A 16,522-nucleotide genomic window follows, 5' to 3' on the forward strand; every position below is an offset into this window, starting at 1 on the left:
TCAGGCTAGCGCATCCCCAGGAGGGCGGCAATCACCCCTTGGCTGACACCAGTTCGCGGACTGTGCGGCCATAGCCACCGTCCGCGACATAGGCTTTTTCCGGTGCTGTAGGGCAGCGGTCAAGGGCGGCATTGCGCGTCGGAAAGCGGCCAAACTGTCGGATCACTTCGCGATGTGCGCGGGCGTGCAACAGGTTGTTGTCGCCGGTCTGGGTCATCCGTTCTTTCATCAAACGGATGCAACGGTCCTGGTCGGTCAGGTTTTCCGAATGCATCAACGGCATATAAAAGAACTGCCGCGCCGGTTCATCAATCTTGAGATCCCAACCCCGGCTGATCGCCTGCTTGGCCGCCGCCAGCGCATAGCGGTCCGACGCAAAGCTTTTTGGCGTGTCCCGGAACATGTTGCGCGGAAACTGGTCCAACAGGATAATATAGGCCAGCGAACCCGTCGGGTAGGTCAGCCACAGCGCGTGACGCCCTTCCATCGCGCCGGTCCATGCTGCCTCAAAGCGGTCGCGCACTTGCGCGTCCAACGCCTCGCCCCCCTTGTACCAACCATCTGGACCAATCTCGTCCAGCCAGAAACTCAATATATCTTCGGGCGCCACCATGGGGCTATCCTCCGTCCTTATTTTCACCGTTACAATTAGTTTACAAAGAGTAATTCCGGTTTGGACAATCACGTTTCATGTCATTCCGGGCGTAGTTTATGTCAATAGGGCGCGCACTACTGTCCCGTCCAATCGCTCGCCCAGACGAACGAATGGATCATTCCGTCCCGGCCGCCCTGTCGGCACCTGCATCGTCCGCGTCGTCCTCGCGGGCATCGGCGGCGTCGATGGCAAATTCCTGTGCCAGTTCCACCATGACCGGCGACGCCGCCGGGGTCAGCGTGGCATAGGCGCTTGTTTCTTGCGTCAGCGGCGCGGCGCGGCGAGTCATCCGCCAGAGCGCATAGCCCGTCAGCAGCAGCAAAAGCGCCGCAATCAGGATGAAATACCCGCCGGGGCCAACCTGCTGCATCACCCAACCGGTGATCAGTGGACCCGCAATCGCCCCCAAGCCGTTGATAAACAACAACCCAGCCGAAGCACTGGCCATATCCTCGGGTCCAAGAAAGTCGTTGGTATAGGCCATGAGCAGCGAATATAGCGGGTTTGAAGAGCCACCAATCACAAAGGCGGCACACAACAGAACGGTAAAATTCTCGTTCATTATCACAGCTACAACCGCCGCGACGCCACCCAACGCGGCCACCATTGTGATCAGACGGCGGCGGTCCATGCGGTCCGACAGCCAGCCCAGCGGATATTGGAGCACTGTAGCGCCAACATAGAACGAGGCGACAAAGATCGAAATCTGCTTCAGGGTCAGCCCAGCTTCGGTCCCATAGACCGCCGACATACCAAATTGCGCTGCGAACACGCCGCCCAGCAGAAACATGCCGACACAGCCCAAAGGTGAGGTACTGAACAGACTCGGCAGGCTCATCGGTTTGGTGGTTTCAAAGGTCGGTGTCGGGCTGATCGACAGCAGAATCGGCGCAAAGGCGATCGACACGAGGACCGATGGGATCACAAACAGCAGATATCCGCTTGGGTCCGGAATCAACAGCAGCGCCTGCGCCGCAATGATGCCCAGCGTCTGCACGATCATATAAAGCGACAGTGTCTGTCCGCGCGTTTCATTTGTGGCCGAGTTGTTCAGCCAGCTTTCCGCCGTGACATAGACGCCGCAAAAGCAAAATCCGATCACCACCCGCCCCAGCGCCCAGGCCACTGGATGCTGCACCGCAGGGTAAAGGATGATCACCGCCGAGATGAACGACCCAAGCGCCGCAAACACCCGCACATGTCCGACGCGCCGGATCATGCCAGGCGTCATACGCGACGCAAACAGGAAACCCGCGAAATACGCCGACATGACGATGGACATTTCAAACGCGGAAAAACCCGCCGCCCCGCCGCGCACGCCCAAAAGCGAGCCTTGCAGGCCATTGCCCAACATCAACAGCAACATGCCCAGCAGCAACGCCCAGGAACTCTTGAAGACTTCGAACATCATATCAACCTTTTGCCGACCTGGGGTCACAGTACAGATCTAGCGAACACCTGCCCGCGTATCGCAGCCGAACGCGACAAGAATCGCACCCATTCGACAGCCGAGTGTCACAGCGTTCCGGACGCCACAAGCCGGTTGCGACATTCTGGCTCATCTGCACAGAATATAGGCGAGGATCATGACGTGGCGTCATGTGCTGTCAAATAACACGCCATGAATGAACAGCCGTAAATGGCCTAAATTGGGCAATTGAGGCAGCGCAGTGACATTTGCCCGGAACGCCTCGGCCGGAACAGAGGGTGCACAGCGGCACTTATCGTCGAATCAATCTGAGGAAGAGCGCTTTAACCTCTAGATAATCATTTGCAGAAACCGACCTCGAAATTAATCAACCTCTCTGATTTTGCTCATTTTTTGCCGCCACACCCTGATCAGAATTTATCACTATTTCAGATTAAACCGATATCTGGAGTTATTCTCATTACAAATTATCATATTTCCCAATGAAACCATAATATTAGCAATAAGGCGCGCGATTGTGGCAAAAACCTGTCAACTTCGCCCGAATATGATCACAATCTACACGCAAAAATTGTGAACGCGCTGTTTGTCGCACCCCAAGATTTTAGCCCCCAACCTCAGAGGTTCCCCATGTTAAATGGTTTCTCAACACGTGGCTTCATAGCAAGGTTTCGCAAGGAGGAGACAGGTTCCCTATCCGTCGAGGTGGCAATCTGGACGCCGCTGATACTGGCCTCATTGTTGGCGGTCATCGATTTTTCCCACCTCATGGTCTCCAACGCCAGCATGTGGAATGCGGCGCGCAACACCGCCCGCGCAGTGTCGGTACATAGGGTCCGGCCTGACGACGCCGAGCGATATCTGCGCGACAATCTGTTCTTCAACGACACACCCTATATCGTATCGGTTCAATCCGGCACCGACGAAGTGGTGGCGACCGTATCACTGAACATGGCCGACGTTGCGCTGACTCCGATTGTGGGCAGGTACCTCGGTGGCACGATGATTGCCTCAATCTCAATGCTGAAAGAGCCAGAGTGATGCGCGCCTCTCAGATCCTCGGGCGGTTCTATCGAGATGACACCGGAACCGGTACACTGACCAGTCTTTTTCTGGCTGTCACATGCCTCTTATTGGGTGGCGGCGCGGTCGATATCAGCAACGCCTGGCGTGTATCGGAAATCCTGCAATCTTCGGCCGAAGCTTCGGCGATCAGCGCCGCGATCCGCGCATCAGAACCCCTGCCCGGTGATGAGACCCCGAAACAGGTGGCCAAACGCATCGCGCAGGATGGTCTGCGCTACGCGCAAATCGAAAATGCCTGGCATGACGAGAGCTTTGAGATGGGATTTATCGATCCCGTGACCGGCAGCTTTGTGCCGATGGTACTGACTGCGGGCAGATCGCTGGCCCCGGTGCCGACAGCGGTGCGCGTCACGCTGAACCGTGACACAAGGCACGGCACAGCCGAACCTTTGCTGTTTGTGAAACTGTTCGGGTACGATCCCTGGAACATCAAAGGCCGCGCTGTCGCCGAGATCCGTGCGCGCACAGAACTGGACTGCCCCGACCCATTATTGTCGCTACAGACACGGGTTGATGTGTCCGAGCTGGATGTTTTTCTTGGGATCTGTCTCTTGGCCGAAGCCAACATAGACTACGGCGCCAAACCGTTCTGGAAGAATGGCGCGACGGATCGGCTGGTGAACCAGCTTCTGACGCAGAGCCTTGGCTTGCAATCAGCCAACTTGTTCGGGCTGACCCCGCAACTGCAACCGCAGGACCTGCGCGATGCAATCGGAACCGCGACGCAGAACATCAAATTGAACGATCTCGACGATCTTCAGGTGCTGAGCAACGGCAGCTTTTATGTCAATTGCGAAGAGAACGAGGTGCTGCGCCTTGGCGAAGGATTCTTGGTACAGAATGCCGCGATTTTCTCGGAATGTCCGGTGCGGTTTGATGGCGAGGTGAAACTGGAGGCATCGCTGGTGATCTCGAACCTCACGTCGCTGCTGCGCGATCTTGATCAGGTGTCGCTGCGGCCTGACGCGATCCTGACCGGTTCGCCGCCCTGCGCCCCTGGCAACGGCGTGCGCATCCTGCTGTTCGTCGACCTTGCCGCGATGGCCAATATTCCGGCTGTGATCTCAACCGATACGCCGCTTGGTGCCTTTCTGGATGAAACCGTCGAAACCACCGGCACATTGGTAAGCGAAACTGTCGGCCTGCTCGGGGGTATCGTCAACCCGCTGGTGCGTGACATTTCGGAGATAACGACCAACCTGCAATTGCTGCCAATCTGCCTGAATGCACAAACCATGCTGCACTCCGACACGATTGTATTGCGCTGATCTCGCGGGGGGCGGCATCCGCCCTCCCCACCCGGCTCAGGGGATCAACAAAGAGGCATCCCCATAGGAAAAGAACCGGTAATCCTGCGCGACGGCATGCGCATAGATCTGGCGGACACGCGCCCGCCCCATCAATGCAGAAACCAGCATCATCAGCGTGGATTTCGGCAGATGGAAATTGGTCATCAACGCGTCCACCATGGTAAACCGAAAGCCGGGGTAGATAAAGATATCCGTTTCGCCACTCCACGCGCCGAAGCCGCCCGGCGTGCGCTGTGCTGCTGTTTCCAGCAATCGTAGTGCCGTGGTGCCGACGGGAATGATCCGCCCACCTGCTGCGCGGGTGGCTAGGATCTCGGCAGCGGCGGCTTCGGACACTTCGCCCCATTCGGCATGCATCTTGTGGGTGGTCACATCCTCGACCTTGACCGGCAGAAAGGTGCCTGCGCCCACGTGCAGAGTGACATGACTAAAGGTGACACCCCGCGCGGCCAGCGCGTCCAGCAGGGCCGCATCGAAATGCAGTGACGCGGTGGGGGCTGCGACAGCACCCGCATGGCGCGCCCAGACTGTCTGGTAATCATCCTTGTCCTGTTCGTCCGCTGGGCGCTTCGCGGCGATATAGGGCGGCAGCGGCATCGCACCGGCCTGCGCCAGTGCCGCGTCAAAATCATCGCCTGACAGGTTAAAGCGAAGCACGCCCTGACCGTCCTCGCGGCTTTCAAGCACCGCCGACAGATCGTCCGAGAATACGATTGTTTCGCCGTCGCGGACCCGCTTCAACGGTTTCAGCAGTGCGCCCCAACCGCCCGACGCCTTTGGTTCCAGCAGCGTCACTTCGATCCGCGCTTGGGTATCGCCAGCCGCCCCCGTGCGCCGCCGCACACCGTTCAGCCGTGCCGGGATCACACGAGTGTCGTTAAGCACCAGCCGGTCACCGGGTCGCAGCCAGTCGGGCAGATCCGTCACCACCGCATCGGTGATCGCATCCCCCTGCGCCACCAGCAGCCGTGCCGAAGAACGCGGCCGCGCGGGTCGCGTGGCGATCAGCCGCTCGGGCAGGTCAAAGTCAAAATCGTCAAGCTTCATCAGGTGGCCCGTTGCATTCTATTGTATCACACTCTCCGACGTCTGCGGTGGTGCGCGGCGAAAGATTTCGCGAAACATGCCGGGTGTGAACACCGAAAGCGGGTTGACCGCAACCCGTGGACTGCTGGCCGCTCCGGTCAGGTTAAAGTTGAAACCGATCAGCCCCTCGCCCTTGCGGGTGAACAGCGCGCCGATACCGTTGACCAGATAGATCGGTGACAGCACGCCCTGCATATCCAACGCCTTGGTGGCCAGCGTATAATACCCATCCATCGACAGCCCCATCGAGGGTCCGGTGGCGCTCGAACGTTTCAGAATGACCTGCTCTGGGGTCAGGCGAAAATCGGCATCCACCTCGGCGAAGTAGATACCCGAACCGCTAAGCTGGTCCAGCAAGCCGACGATGCTGATCGAATCCAACAGCGCGCCGATGGCCGGCGCGTCGCGCAGCCGCACGTCGCGAATATCCAGCGCGCCGTCATAATTGCCGGGAGCGCCGCGAACCGGGGTCATATTCAGCAGGAAACTGCCGCCCTGCACCGTTTTCAGCAACCCCGCCCCGCGCAGCACCTCGCCTGCGTCATCCGATGCAATGCGGAACGCACTGCGCCCGTTCTGGGGCAACACCTGCCCCCGGATCGGTGCCTGCCCAAGGGCCGCGGTAAAGTTGCCCTGAAAGCCGCCCCGCGTCGTGAAATCGCCGCGAAACCGGTCCAGTGTGATACCGCTCGACACCTGCAACTGCTCGAGCGCCAGCGTCACCGGCGCGCCAGCGCCCGCGGTGCCACCGCTGCCACGGCCCTGACCAAAGGGCGCACGGCGCAGATCCACGCGGCCACCCCGGATCGTCACACCGGGGGTTGCCCCAGCGCCCCGTCCAGTCAGCGTAACCGGTGCATCCAGCCAATCGCCGACGCGTACGCGCGAAAACTCGACCCGGTCGAGCGTTCTGTCGCTGCGCAGCATCACCCGCCCCTCGGCCCGTAGCCCTGGCGCCTCGAGCAGCAGCCGGTCCACATCGGGCACCACCCCCAGAGTGCCTGACACCTCAAGCCGAGCCTTGGTGTTGCGCCCCAGGCTCCAGCCAATCGGGGCAATGGTCATTGCCAGCCCTGCCAGATCCGAGGTCAGTCCAAAACGTGGCGGCGCCCCCTTGGACAGATCGATCCGCACCTGCGCCGGGCCCGAACCGGTGACCAACCCGTCCGGCAGGGCAATCCCCAATGCCTGTGCGCCGCTTTGAGACAGGGTTGCGACCCCATCAACCACGCTACCCGCCCCCGGTTGGCCCAGTGGCATCGACCAGCTGCCCTGCACCGGCACACCCTGCAACGTCGCTTTACCCTCGACGCGTACCAAACCGGGCTGCACCGAAACTGCGAGCGCCTGCGCCTCAAGTACCTTGCCCGGCACGATGATTTCGCTGCGCACGCCTGCCAGAGTGGCGGACAAGTCAAAATCCATATCGGGCAGACGCACGCCCTTTTTCAGCGGTAATTCCAGCCAGCCGCGTACCGCTGCATGACCATCAGCCAGTGCGACCGGTTTGGCAGCCTTTTGCATGATGTTTAGCGGTTCGGAATTCAGCAGCGACAACACGGCCTCGATTGTGCTTTGGGCCGCAACTTCGACCCGGCCCTGCGGCGGTTTGATCCGGGTGTCCGGAATTACAAAACTCGACCCGGCCGCTGCAATCTGCCCCCCCTGAATCGGCGTCAGATGACCGTGATCCAGTATCACCGACAGCCGATTGCCGATCAGCGTGAGCTGGCCCGAGCCATCCTCGACCACTGGCAGGGTTCGGGCGTAGCGTACCTGAGCACCGTCGAACGCAAAATCCAGATAGAGCTGCGGACGCACGCCCGGTTCCGCCCGCAATGCCACCTGCACATCCCGCGCCTGCCCTGCAAGAACGTTCTTGGTTACCCAGTCGCGGGTTTTTGGCGCAACACCCGGCGGCCAATAGCCGATCACTTCATCGGCGCTGGTCGTCGCCATATGCCCGTCCAGCGCCACGCGCCAGCCATCCTCGGCTGCCTCAGCCGTACCACTCAGGTACAGGGGTTCACTTGGTCCCTCGATCCGCAGCCGACCGACCGACAGATGGAATGGTGCCAGATCCAGCTTGAGGTCAACTTCGGCCTGCGCCACTTCGATCGGCGTCGAAAAGAGTTTTCCGGGATCAGCAGTCAAACGCGACACGCGAAATTGGCCCAGTAACGCATGTGGCCAGCCGGTTTCCAATCCCAGCAGCTGCGCCCGCCCTTCGGCCACCGCCGTCCCCAGCGCGCTGTCCACCGACAGCTCGTCAAAGGTCAGGGTGCCGGTGGCGGGCGCGTAGCGGAAATAGGTCCGCGCGCTGGTGAACGGCACCGGCCGGGTGCGCCTGTTGGGGCGCAGGACACCAGCGCTGATCTGCAACGTGGCGCTTAGTTCGCCGAGCTGACCCTGCGCGTCAATCCCCCCCCGCAAGGCGCCAGAAATCGGCGCCTCAAGCGCATCCAGAAACGCCAGAGCCGGGCTTTGCGAGGCGATGTCATGTGACCACAGATCGCGTAGCACAAGGCCAAAAACCACATCGCTGCGGCCAATCGGGCTCTCTGCGTTGACCTCAAGCGTGGCGGCGGTACCACCCCGCCCCAAGACCGCAAGATCCCCAGAAAGTCGCAGCGCGCCACCCTCGCGCGCCAACCGCAGCCGCCCGCCATCCGCGGTCCAGCCACGCCCCGCACGCGCATCGTCATAGCGTAGTGTCAAGGCCTCGACCTCAAGGCTCTCAAGACCGGCAAGCATCGGATCGGCGCTGAGCGTGTCGATGCGCGCGATCAGCGCGGGCAGGTCCGGCGCATTGCCCGCATTTCGGAACGCTGGCCCCAGATCCAGCAGCACCCGGCCATCGCGGTCCCGCTGCACCGACAGGAATGCACCGTTCAGCAGCACCCGCCGCAATGCCAGCTGACCGCGCGCCAGCGCGCGCAGCGACAGACCAGCCTCTAGATCGGTCAGCGCAACAACCGGTGCTCCGGTATCCGTCGCCACGTCCACATCGCGCAGCGACAGCGTTGCCAGCCCGCTGCGGTCCAACTCGACCCCCAGTGCTCCAAAGGTGATCCGCAGCCCTGGCACGGCGTCAGCAATCCGCGCCTCAATTCGGCTGTGCAGCCATTGCGGTGCCATGACCGCACGCCCCATTGCGGCCCAACCCAGAACGCCTGCGGCAATGACAAAGGCGGTGAAGGACAGCAGCACCCACACCCCTGCCCGGCGCCCACGGCGACGCGGACTCGTCCCCTTGGGGGCTGCTTTTTCGGGGATCTGAGCGTCGCTCACTGAAAATCGTACCTCTGCGCTTTAAAGTTGCTCACTTCCTTCTAGTATGAAACGCCGCCCATGAAAATTCCCATCCAAGGAGACACCCGTGCCCGAACCGATTGAAATAGCCCCCGATTTTACGTTGCCCGTGACCGGCGGTATCGAAGTGACGCTGTCAGCCCTGCGTCCGGCCCCGGTCGTGCTGTTCTTTTATCCCCGCGACGACACCTCTGGCTGCACCAAAGAGAACGAGGAATTCACCGCCCTTCTGCCCGAATTCGAGGCGCTGGGGGTCAAAGTCTTTGGTATTTCAAAGGACAGCATCGCCAGCCATGACAAGTTCATGACCAAAAAGGCGCTGCTGGTGCCGCTGCTGTCGGACGAACACGGCGATGTCTGCGAACGCTTTGGCGTCTGGAAGGAAAAGTCGATGTACGGCAAAACCTTTATGGGAATTGAACGCAGCACGTTCCTGATCGACGGCAGCGGTCGGATCGCGCAAAGCTGGCCCAAAGTCAAAGTGCCCGGCCATGCTCAGGCGGTTCTGGACGCCGCCCGCGCGCGATAGCCACGACACTGGCCGGGCGGTCGTTCCGGGGCTGCGGGCCACGCCCAGACGGGCGTTTTGCGCAGTCGTACCGCCGCCTGGCTGGCGCAAATAGGGTAAATCCCAGCGCGTGGTTCGGCCAATCGTACCAACAAGCCAGGTGTCAGTTGCCATCCATGGCAAGGACGGCGCGGCGGTGTGGATGTCCCTAGCACGTTTGTCCTAACAACGGGGCGCTCCCGACCACTGCATCCTGTACAGTGGCCAAAGGACAGGCCTTACTTGGCGGCGGCGGTTCGGTACCCCTTGCGCGCCTTGAACGTCGACCAGACAGTCCAGACCAACAGCATCCCGGTGATGATCATGACCACACAACTGATGGGCCGGTCAAAGAAGGTCATGAAATCCCCACGTGACAGCAGCATGGCGCGGCGGAAGTGCTCCTCCATCAACGGCCCCAAAACGAACCCGAGCAAGAGCGGTGCCGGCGGCAGCGACAAGAAGCGCATCAGATAGCCAAGCGCGCCGAAGAACGCGACCATCCAGATATCCGCCGCACTGTTGTGAACCGTGTAGGTACCGATGCAGATGAACATCAGGACAGCCGGAAACAGCAGATGGTACGGAACAAGCAGCAGCCGAACCCATAGGCCGATCATCGGAACGTTCAGAAGGATCAGCAACAGATTCCCGATCCAGAAACTCATCACCAGACCCCAGAACAGATCCGGATGGTCGGTCATCAGACCAGGCCCCGGATTGATGCCATGAATCATCAGCGCACCCAACATGATTGCCATGGATGCACTGCCCGGAATGCCCAGGGTGAGCGTCGGAATAAAGGCGGTCTGATCCGCCGCATTATTCGCAGCCTCGGGAGCGCAGATCCCCTCCATCGCCCCTTTGCCAAAGCGTGACGGGTCCTTGGCTACTTGCTTTTCGATGGCATAGGCCATGAAAGCCGCAATCGACGGCCCTGTCCCCGGCAAAGTCCCAAAGAACGAGCCAATGCCGGTCCCGCGTATAATCGGCATGACAGAGGTTTTCAAATCTTCCTTGGTCGGCGTCATTGCGCGCAGACTGACGCTTTTGCGGTCGATGCTGGTCATGTCGACCTTGCCGATGCTGTAGATGACTTCGGTCACGCCGAACAGGCCCATCGCCAGCGCAACCAGGCTAAGCCCATCCATCAACTCCATCGTGCCAAACGTAAATCGTGGCACGCCCGAATAGATGTCAGTGCCGACAATACCAAAGGCGACCCCCAGAACCACCATGGCAAGCCCTTTGGCCGGTGACCCCGCCGTGATGGTTGACGCCGCCACAAGGCCCATCAGCATCAGCGCAAAATATTCCGATGATCCGAACTGGAGCGCATAATGCGCGATTGTCGGGGAAAAGATCATCAGCAGGATGATCCCGATGGTTCCACCCACAAACGACGCCAGCGTGGTCATCAGCAGCGCCACTCCTCCGCGCCCCTGCCGGGTCATCGGATAGCCATCCAGACAGGTAACCGCACTCGACGTTGTGCCGGGAATGTTCAGCAGGATGGACGCGGTGTTGCCACCATAAGAGCTTCCGTACCAGATCCCGGCCAGCATGATCAGCGCGGTCGTCGGCTCAAGATGGAATGTCAGAGGAAACAACATCGAGATCGCGGCAAGCGATCCGATCCCCGGAATGACCCCGATCAGCGTCCCGAGAAACACACCAAGAAAGCAATAGCTCAGGTTCGTGACGGACATCGCCGTCTCAAGCCCGATTGAGATATTCGCCAAAAAATCCATCAGAACGGCCACTTGAACATCGACAAGGGCAGATCAAGGCCGATCCTGAACACCATATAGGCCAGCGTACTCAGAAAGAGGCACAAGCCTGCCAGGCTTTTCAGGCTGACCTTGCGTTCGGCAAACGACGACAGGATCGTCGTCGCGAAAATCGCCGGGACAAGCCCGGTCGGCACAACCAATAGCGCAAATGCGGCGATGCTCAGCAGAACCATGATCAGCGATCTGGCATCCACCTCGGGTAAGGTGCCGCGCCGGTAGAACGCTGGTGCCATGATCAACAAACCAAGCACCGCCAGAACAAGGCCGACGCCAAACGGAAACATCCCGGTTCCCATGCGTTTGATCGTGCCAAGATCATAGTTCATCACCGAATAGACGGTGAAGAACAGTCCGGTTGCGCAAATCAATATGCCGGCAATGATGTCACAAGTGTCGACCCGCCCCATCTTATCCTCCCTCAGTTGTCATTTTTCTCAGCCACCCCAATCGCGGGGAAATGCCTTATTCTTCGATGGCGCAGCCGCGCGCCTTTAGGACGGAATCGACCCAGGTCCTGTCATTGCTGCCATCTGCAATCCGGGCCATCTGTGCCGCCTCTGCATCACGTTTGACGATCAGCGCGTTGCTCAGTTCGCCTCCGCCGTCGACGACGATGACGTCGCCCGGCTCGGCCATATCCAGTGCCTTGTGCAGAAACAGGTTGTCACCGGGACGTGTACGCACGGTCAGCGCAGGGCCGCACATATAGCCTGACTGGTGCAACGGGCGCAGGCTGCTTCCCCCTGCGAACAACCGATGCATCGAGTCACTGATATTGGCCACCGGCAGACCATGAAACGCGTCTACCCATTCCTTAGCAACTTTTCGCTTTCGCTGCCGAACTCTTAATCCGATCACCGCACCATGCTCCATATCTCTTATTCGAATTTGATCGCCGGCGACACCAAAGGCCCCCCCACGACGGCTGGGTTGGCCAAAACCTCGCGCCGCAGCGGATGACCGGCAAAGGTGTCGAGCACGTTCTTTACACTGGTCATGGCCATGGCTTTCATGCCGCTGCGGCCTGCCCCTGCGATATGCGGCGTCAGGATGACGTTCGACATTTGCCACAGTGGGTGATGTTGGGGCGGGGGTTCCTGCGCATAACAATCCAGCGCCGCGCCGCCCAGATGCCCCGATTGCAACCCCGCGATCAGCGCGTCTTCTTCCACCAGCCCGCCACGGGCAGTGTTGATTAAAAACGCCCCGCGTGGCATCCGCCAAAGGGTATCGGCATTCATCATATGCATATTCTGCGCCGTGAGCGGACAGTGCAGACTGACCACCTCGCTGGTCGTCAGCAGCTCATCAAGGCTGCTGGTGCGGCCGATCCCATCTGGCACAGCGGTTGCCGGGTCAAAGACCTGTACCTGCATTCCCAATCTCGTGGCCGTGCGCGCGACGATGGAACCAATCGCGCCGCAACCGATCAATCCCAACCTCAAACCGGCGATTTCACGCCCTATATGGCCGTGTTTTCCCCAATGCCCCTGACGCACAGACCGGTCCAGCGCAAAGAAATCTTTGATCAACGCGTAGATCAACCCAATGGTGTGCTCTGCGGCGGAACTGGCATTGGCGCCAGTGGCCTTGAGCACAGGAAGCCCGCGACGCGTTGCTGCCTCCAGATCGATCAGATCGACCCCTACGCCGTGCCGGGACAAAACCACCAGACGATCGGACGCCGCCATGACCGTATCGTCGATCACGCCCTGTCGGACAATGATGCCATCCACACGATGCTGCGCAGCAATTGCAGCCAGTTCAGCGCTATCAATACGCTCTTCCGAATAAACGATGTCGATCCCGTTGGCGTCCAGCAAGGCCCTGGCCTCGTCGTACAACTGATGCCCCGTTACCAGGACGACCTTGCCTGACATACTTTGCTCTCCCCCTGCGCCGCATGACACGGGTCTGTTGTCAAACACCCTCGTTTACGGCCCAGCTCTCTGCGAATGTCGTATACCAAGGACTGTCACCGTTGCATAGATCGAAACAGCGTTTTATTATATTCGCAAAGTCAAAAGGAACATCCCATGGCAAAACGGCCAGAAAGTGTCTCAGCGGTCGAGCGGGCCCTGTCGATCATGCTATCGTTTGAAGAGCAAGACGGCGCTCTTAGTCTTGCCGAACTTGCACGTCGCACCGAACTCGACAAAGCCACCGCGCTCAGGATTGCCCGCACCCTGGCCAACCGGCATTTCCTTGTCCAGAACGTCGACAGTACCTGGCGGCTGGGGCCTGCGCTTATTCGGTTGGGGACGTTCTACCAGTCCAATTTCAACATCCGCGATGTCGCCATGCCGCAGCTGGCGTTGCTGGCCAGAACAACCGGAGAAAGTGCGGCGCTGTATGTGCGCGAAAACGATCACCGCGTCTGCCTGTTTCGCCACGATTCCGAACAATCCATCCGCCATCATGTCCGCGTCGGATCGTTGCTGCCACTGGATCAGGGCGGACCGGGCCGGATCATCCTGGCGTTCAGCGGCGAACCCGGCGAACCCTACGACGATATTCGCCGAAAGGGGTATTATAACACCTTTGGCGAACGCGACCCACAGGTCGCAAGTGTGGCGCTGCCGCTGTTCGAAAATGGTGGCGCCCTGTTCGGGGCACTCGCATTGACGGGCCCGCCCAACCGGTTCACGCTGGATGCGGTTGGTGCCCACCTCAAGGCATTGCGCGCAGCCGGTGCCCAACTGACGCTCGCGCTTGGCGGCAACCCCGAATTTTACGCAACCGACGCTGATATTAATCCTGCATCATCGCCTGACGCGTGTTGATACTTGGGTCGACAGGCGCACTATGTCCGGCCAGCGGTCCGACTGGCTCTGTCACGCACCATTCCATGCAGCCCGAGAGTTTCGGGCCATCAAACGTCAATAAACCCCTGAGGCAATTCGAAATTCTGAAACCTGCTTTGGGCGATATGCTCTGTCATCCGCGGAGCCACAAGTCCCTATGAAGCCGTCGCATATGAAGAGCGCGCCATCGCAGCAGCGCAGATTTTTCGCCTTTGCAACACTCCTGATTTCAGTCAGCACGACAGCTATAGATGGAGCTGCGATCAGCATCGCTCTGCCAACGCTAGCGGATCAGTTTGGCCTGCAATCGGCAACGGCGCTGTGGGTCGTCAACGTCTACCAACTGGTTGTCGTGGCCAGTATGCTGTCGATGGCTGCGTTGGGTGACATTCTGGGTCTGCGACGGGTCTATCTGTTCGGTCTGGCGACCTTTACTGTGATGGCCGGTCTGTCGGCGCTTGCGCCCAGTTTCGGCTGGCTGCTGTTTTTCCGCGCAATTCAAGGGCTTGCCGCAGCGTCAATCATGAGCCTCAACTTTTCGCTGCTACGGTCAACGGTCCCCGCCCAGTATTTGGGGCGCGCCATGGGATTGATGGCCATGTCCGTCGCGGTCGCTGCCAGTATCGGACCAACTCTGGCAGGGGCGCTGCTGACGCTTGGACCCTGGCACTGGATCTTTGCGCTGAGCTTTGGCCTTGGCGCGCTGGCGACCGTCATAGGTTTTTTCAGTCTTCCCGAAACCGACAATCCCAGACGCCCTTTCGATTTTCCAAGTGCGGGTTTAAGTGCGCTGACGTTTGGCTGTCTCTTGTTGGGTGTGAGCGCCATCGGACATCAAATGAGCCGTCCGTTGTTCGTGGGGCTATTCGTTCTGGGAATTGGCGCAGGGTTGGTGCTGTATTGGCGGCTTCGCGACAAGCAGAACCCGCTTCTGCCGCTCGACCTGTTGCGAATCCCCATATTTGCCTTGTCGGTTACGGCGTCGCTCTGTGCATTCTGCGCACAGATGATTGCCTATGTTTCGCTGCCGTTTCATCTGCAAGACACCCTTGGCTTCAGCGTTTTTCAAGCGGGAGCTGTCCTGGGAGCCTGGCCATTGGCCATCGTCTGCACCGCGCCAATCAGCGGAATGCTGTCCGACCGCTTGCCCCCCGGACTCATCGGGTGTTTCGGACTCGGCACTCTCGCGATTGGGCTGGGGATGCTTGCGGCTCAGTCCAGCGACGTTGGTGCGCTGGAAATCGCCTGGCGGCTTGGATTATGCGGAGTTGGCTTTGCTTTATTCCAGACGCCAAACAACCGCACCATACTTGGCTCTGCCCCTTCCGGGCGGTCAGGTGCCGCCGGTGGCGCGCAGGCACTGGCCCGGTTGATTGGGCAGGCGCTTGGTACGGCGCTGGCCACTTTGGCTCTGTCCCGTTTTGCCACCGACGCGACGATCATGGCTCTTGTGATTGCTTGCGGATTTTCGGCCGTCGGGGCGGTGGTCAGCGCTCTGAGGCGCGGGCCGATTTCGATGTCAGCCTGATAAGGCGCGGGCCACACCAGAACGGATCGACGGTGACATTTCGAAATGCGGTAATGTGATCTTTTGGCGACGAGACACACTCACAGGAAACACAAACGCCCCCAGCCATCTCTGGCCGGGGGCGTCAGGAACATTTGGTCAGATCAGACGGCTGCAATCACCGCACGTTTTGTCAGCACTGCCACCAGATGCGCCCGGTATGCTGCTGTGCCATGCAGATCCGCAATCATGTCGTCCGCAGATGCGCTCAGTCCTTCCAACGCAGAGGCTGCGAAATTGCCCGACAGCGCGGCCTCGGCCTCGGTCCAGCGGAATACGCCGTTGTTCGACGCACCGGTGATCGCCACCCGGACGCCATCAGCATATTTTGCAAGGAACACCCCAACGAGGGAAAAGCGCGACGCGGGCTGCTCGAACTTGATATAGGCGGCTTTTTCGGGGACAGGGAATTTCACCTGAGTGATGATCTCACCCTCGTCCAGCGCCGTCTCGAACATCCCGAGGAAATAGTCGTCCGCCGCGATTTCGCGCAGGTTGGTCACGATAATCGCATTCGAAGCGAGCGCCGCCGAAGGATAGCAGGCCGACGGATCGTTGTTGGCGATCGAGCCACCAATCGTGCCACGGTTGCGCACCGCCGGATCGCCGATTTTGCCCGCCAACCCGGCAAGCGCCGGATACGAGGGCACACCCGCCGCCACATCGGCGTGAACCGTGCCACCACCGATGCAGATCCGCCCGGCATCGTCGGTGCTGATTCCCTTCATCTCGGCGATGCCAGTCAGGCTGACCAGCTTGGACGGTGCCGCAAGCCGCTGTTTCAATGTCGGGATCAGCGTTTGCCCCCCCCCAAGCGCCTGCGCTTCGTCCTCGGCCAGTGCAGCCACCGCGTCGGCGACGCTTGCCGGGGTCACAACTTCAAAATTATACATCTCATCTCTCTCCTGTTGCCTTTTCCCTGGCCCAAACCGG

General features: G+C 60.0%; 14 protein-coding genes. 5 read left to right on the forward strand and 9 right to left on the reverse strand.

Features of this window, described 5'->3' with window-relative positions:
• Positions 1 to 31 precede the first annotated feature (31 nt).
• Both IMCC21224_RS12235 and IMCC21224_RS12240 read right to left on the reverse strand, forming a co-directional pair.
• The gene (locus IMCC21224_RS12235; protein WP_047995597.1) at positions 32 to 613 is read right to left on the reverse strand and encodes a DUF924 family protein; all 582 of its coding nucleotides are present in this window, start codon (positions 611 to 613) and stop codon (positions 32 to 34) included.
• A 157-nt stretch (positions 614 to 770) separates the two neighbouring features.
• Entirely contained in the window at positions 771 to 2,063 is a 1,293-nt protein-coding gene (locus tag IMCC21224_RS12240) for an MFS transporter (RefSeq protein WP_047995598.1), read from the reverse strand.
• A gap of 651 nt (positions 2,064 to 2,714) precedes the next feature.
• Between IMCC21224_RS12240 and IMCC21224_RS12245 the strand changes: the two genes are divergently transcribed.
• Complete coding sequence (locus IMCC21224_RS12245) at positions 2,715 to 3,125, forward strand: TadE/TadG family type IV pilus assembly protein (RefSeq protein WP_082135197.1); 411 nt, start codon at positions 2,715 to 2,717, stop codon at positions 3,123 to 3,125.
• The gene (locus tag IMCC21224_RS12250) at positions 3,125 to 4,438 is read left to right on the forward strand and encodes a hypothetical protein (RefSeq protein ID WP_047995600.1); all 1,314 of its coding nucleotides are present in this window, start codon (positions 3,125 to 3,127) and stop codon (positions 4,436 to 4,438) included. The genes IMCC21224_RS12245 and IMCC21224_RS12250 overlap by 1 nt, the downstream gene beginning before the upstream one ends.
• A 36-nt stretch (positions 4,439 to 4,474) precedes the next feature.
• Here IMCC21224_RS12250 and queA read toward each other — a convergent pair whose 3' ends face one another.
• Both queA and IMCC21224_RS12260 read right to left on the reverse strand, forming a co-directional pair.
• Positions 4,475 to 5,527 (reverse strand): tRNA preQ1(34) S-adenosylmethionine ribosyltransferase-isomerase QueA, encoded by a 1,053-nt coding sequence (gene queA / locus IMCC21224_RS12255; RefSeq protein WP_047995601.1) that lies wholly within the window; start codon positions 5,525 to 5,527, stop codon positions 4,475 to 4,477.
• A gap of 18 nt (positions 5,528 to 5,545) precedes the next feature.
• A complete protein-coding gene (locus IMCC21224_RS12260; RefSeq protein ID WP_053078965.1) occupies positions 5,546 to 8,857 on the reverse strand; it encodes an AsmA-like C-terminal region-containing protein in 3,312 nt (1,103 codons plus the stop codon).
• Between the two features lie 88 nt (positions 8,858 to 8,945).
• Between IMCC21224_RS12260 and IMCC21224_RS12265 the strand changes: the two genes are divergently transcribed.
• On the forward strand, positions 8,946 to 9,407 hold the full coding sequence (locus IMCC21224_RS12265) for a peroxiredoxin (protein ID WP_047995602.1): 462 nt from the start codon (positions 8,946 to 8,948) through the stop codon (positions 9,405 to 9,407).
• A gap of 257 nt (positions 9,408 to 9,664) precedes the next feature.
• On the opposite strand, the gene IMCC21224_RS12270 is transcribed toward IMCC21224_RS12265, so the two are convergent.
• From IMCC21224_RS12270 to IMCC21224_RS12285, 4 genes are all read right to left on the reverse strand, one after another.
• Positions 9,665 to 11,176, reverse strand: coding sequence for a tripartite tricarboxylate transporter permease (locus IMCC21224_RS12270; RefSeq protein ID WP_047997086.1), 1,512 nt, complete (start codon positions 11,174 to 11,176; stop codon positions 9,665 to 9,667).
• Positions 11,176 to 11,625 carry a tripartite tricarboxylate transporter TctB family protein gene (locus tag IMCC21224_RS12275; protein WP_047995603.1) on the reverse strand — a complete coding sequence of 150 codons (450 nt, stop codon included), beginning with the start codon at positions 11,623 to 11,625 and terminating at the stop codon, positions 11,176 to 11,178. The genes IMCC21224_RS12270 and IMCC21224_RS12275 overlap by 1 nt, the downstream gene beginning before the upstream one ends.
• A gap of 55 nt (positions 11,626 to 11,680) precedes the next feature.
• Entirely contained in the window at positions 11,681 to 12,001 is a 321-nt protein-coding gene (locus IMCC21224_RS12280; protein WP_053078966.1) for a hypothetical protein, read from the reverse strand.
• Positions 12,002 to 12,096: 95 nt separating this feature from the next.
• Positions 12,097 to 13,098 carry a hydroxyacid dehydrogenase gene (locus tag IMCC21224_RS12285; protein ID WP_047995604.1) on the reverse strand — a complete coding sequence of 334 codons (1,002 nt, stop codon included), beginning with the start codon at positions 13,096 to 13,098 and terminating at the stop codon, positions 12,097 to 12,099.
• Positions 13,099 to 13,254: 156 nt separating this feature from the next.
• Here IMCC21224_RS12285 and IMCC21224_RS12290 point away from each other — a divergent pair, with 156 nt between their 5' ends.
• Both IMCC21224_RS12290 and IMCC21224_RS12295 read left to right on the forward strand, forming a co-directional pair.
• Positions 13,255 to 14,001, forward strand: coding sequence for an IclR family transcriptional regulator (locus IMCC21224_RS12290; protein ID WP_047995605.1), 747 nt, complete (start codon positions 13,255 to 13,257; stop codon positions 13,999 to 14,001).
• 193 nt (positions 14,002 to 14,194) lie between these two features.
• A complete protein-coding gene (locus IMCC21224_RS12295; protein ID WP_047997088.1) occupies positions 14,195 to 15,550 on the forward strand; it encodes an MFS transporter in 1,356 nt (451 codons plus the stop codon).
• 143 nt (positions 15,551 to 15,693) lie between these two features.
• Here the strand turns inward: IMCC21224_RS12295 and IMCC21224_RS12300 are convergent, their stop codons facing one another.
• Complete coding sequence (locus IMCC21224_RS12300; protein ID WP_047995606.1) at positions 15,694 to 16,482, reverse strand: xanthine dehydrogenase family protein subunit M; 789 nt, start codon at positions 16,480 to 16,482, stop codon at positions 15,694 to 15,696.
• Positions 16,483 to 16,522: the final 40 nt, after the last annotated feature.

Origin of the sequence: Puniceibacterium sp. IMCC21224 (assembly GCF_001038505.1) — a bacterium.
Taxonomy (GTDB): domain Bacteria; phylum Pseudomonadota; class Alphaproteobacteria; order Rhodobacterales; family Rhodobacteraceae; genus Puniceibacterium.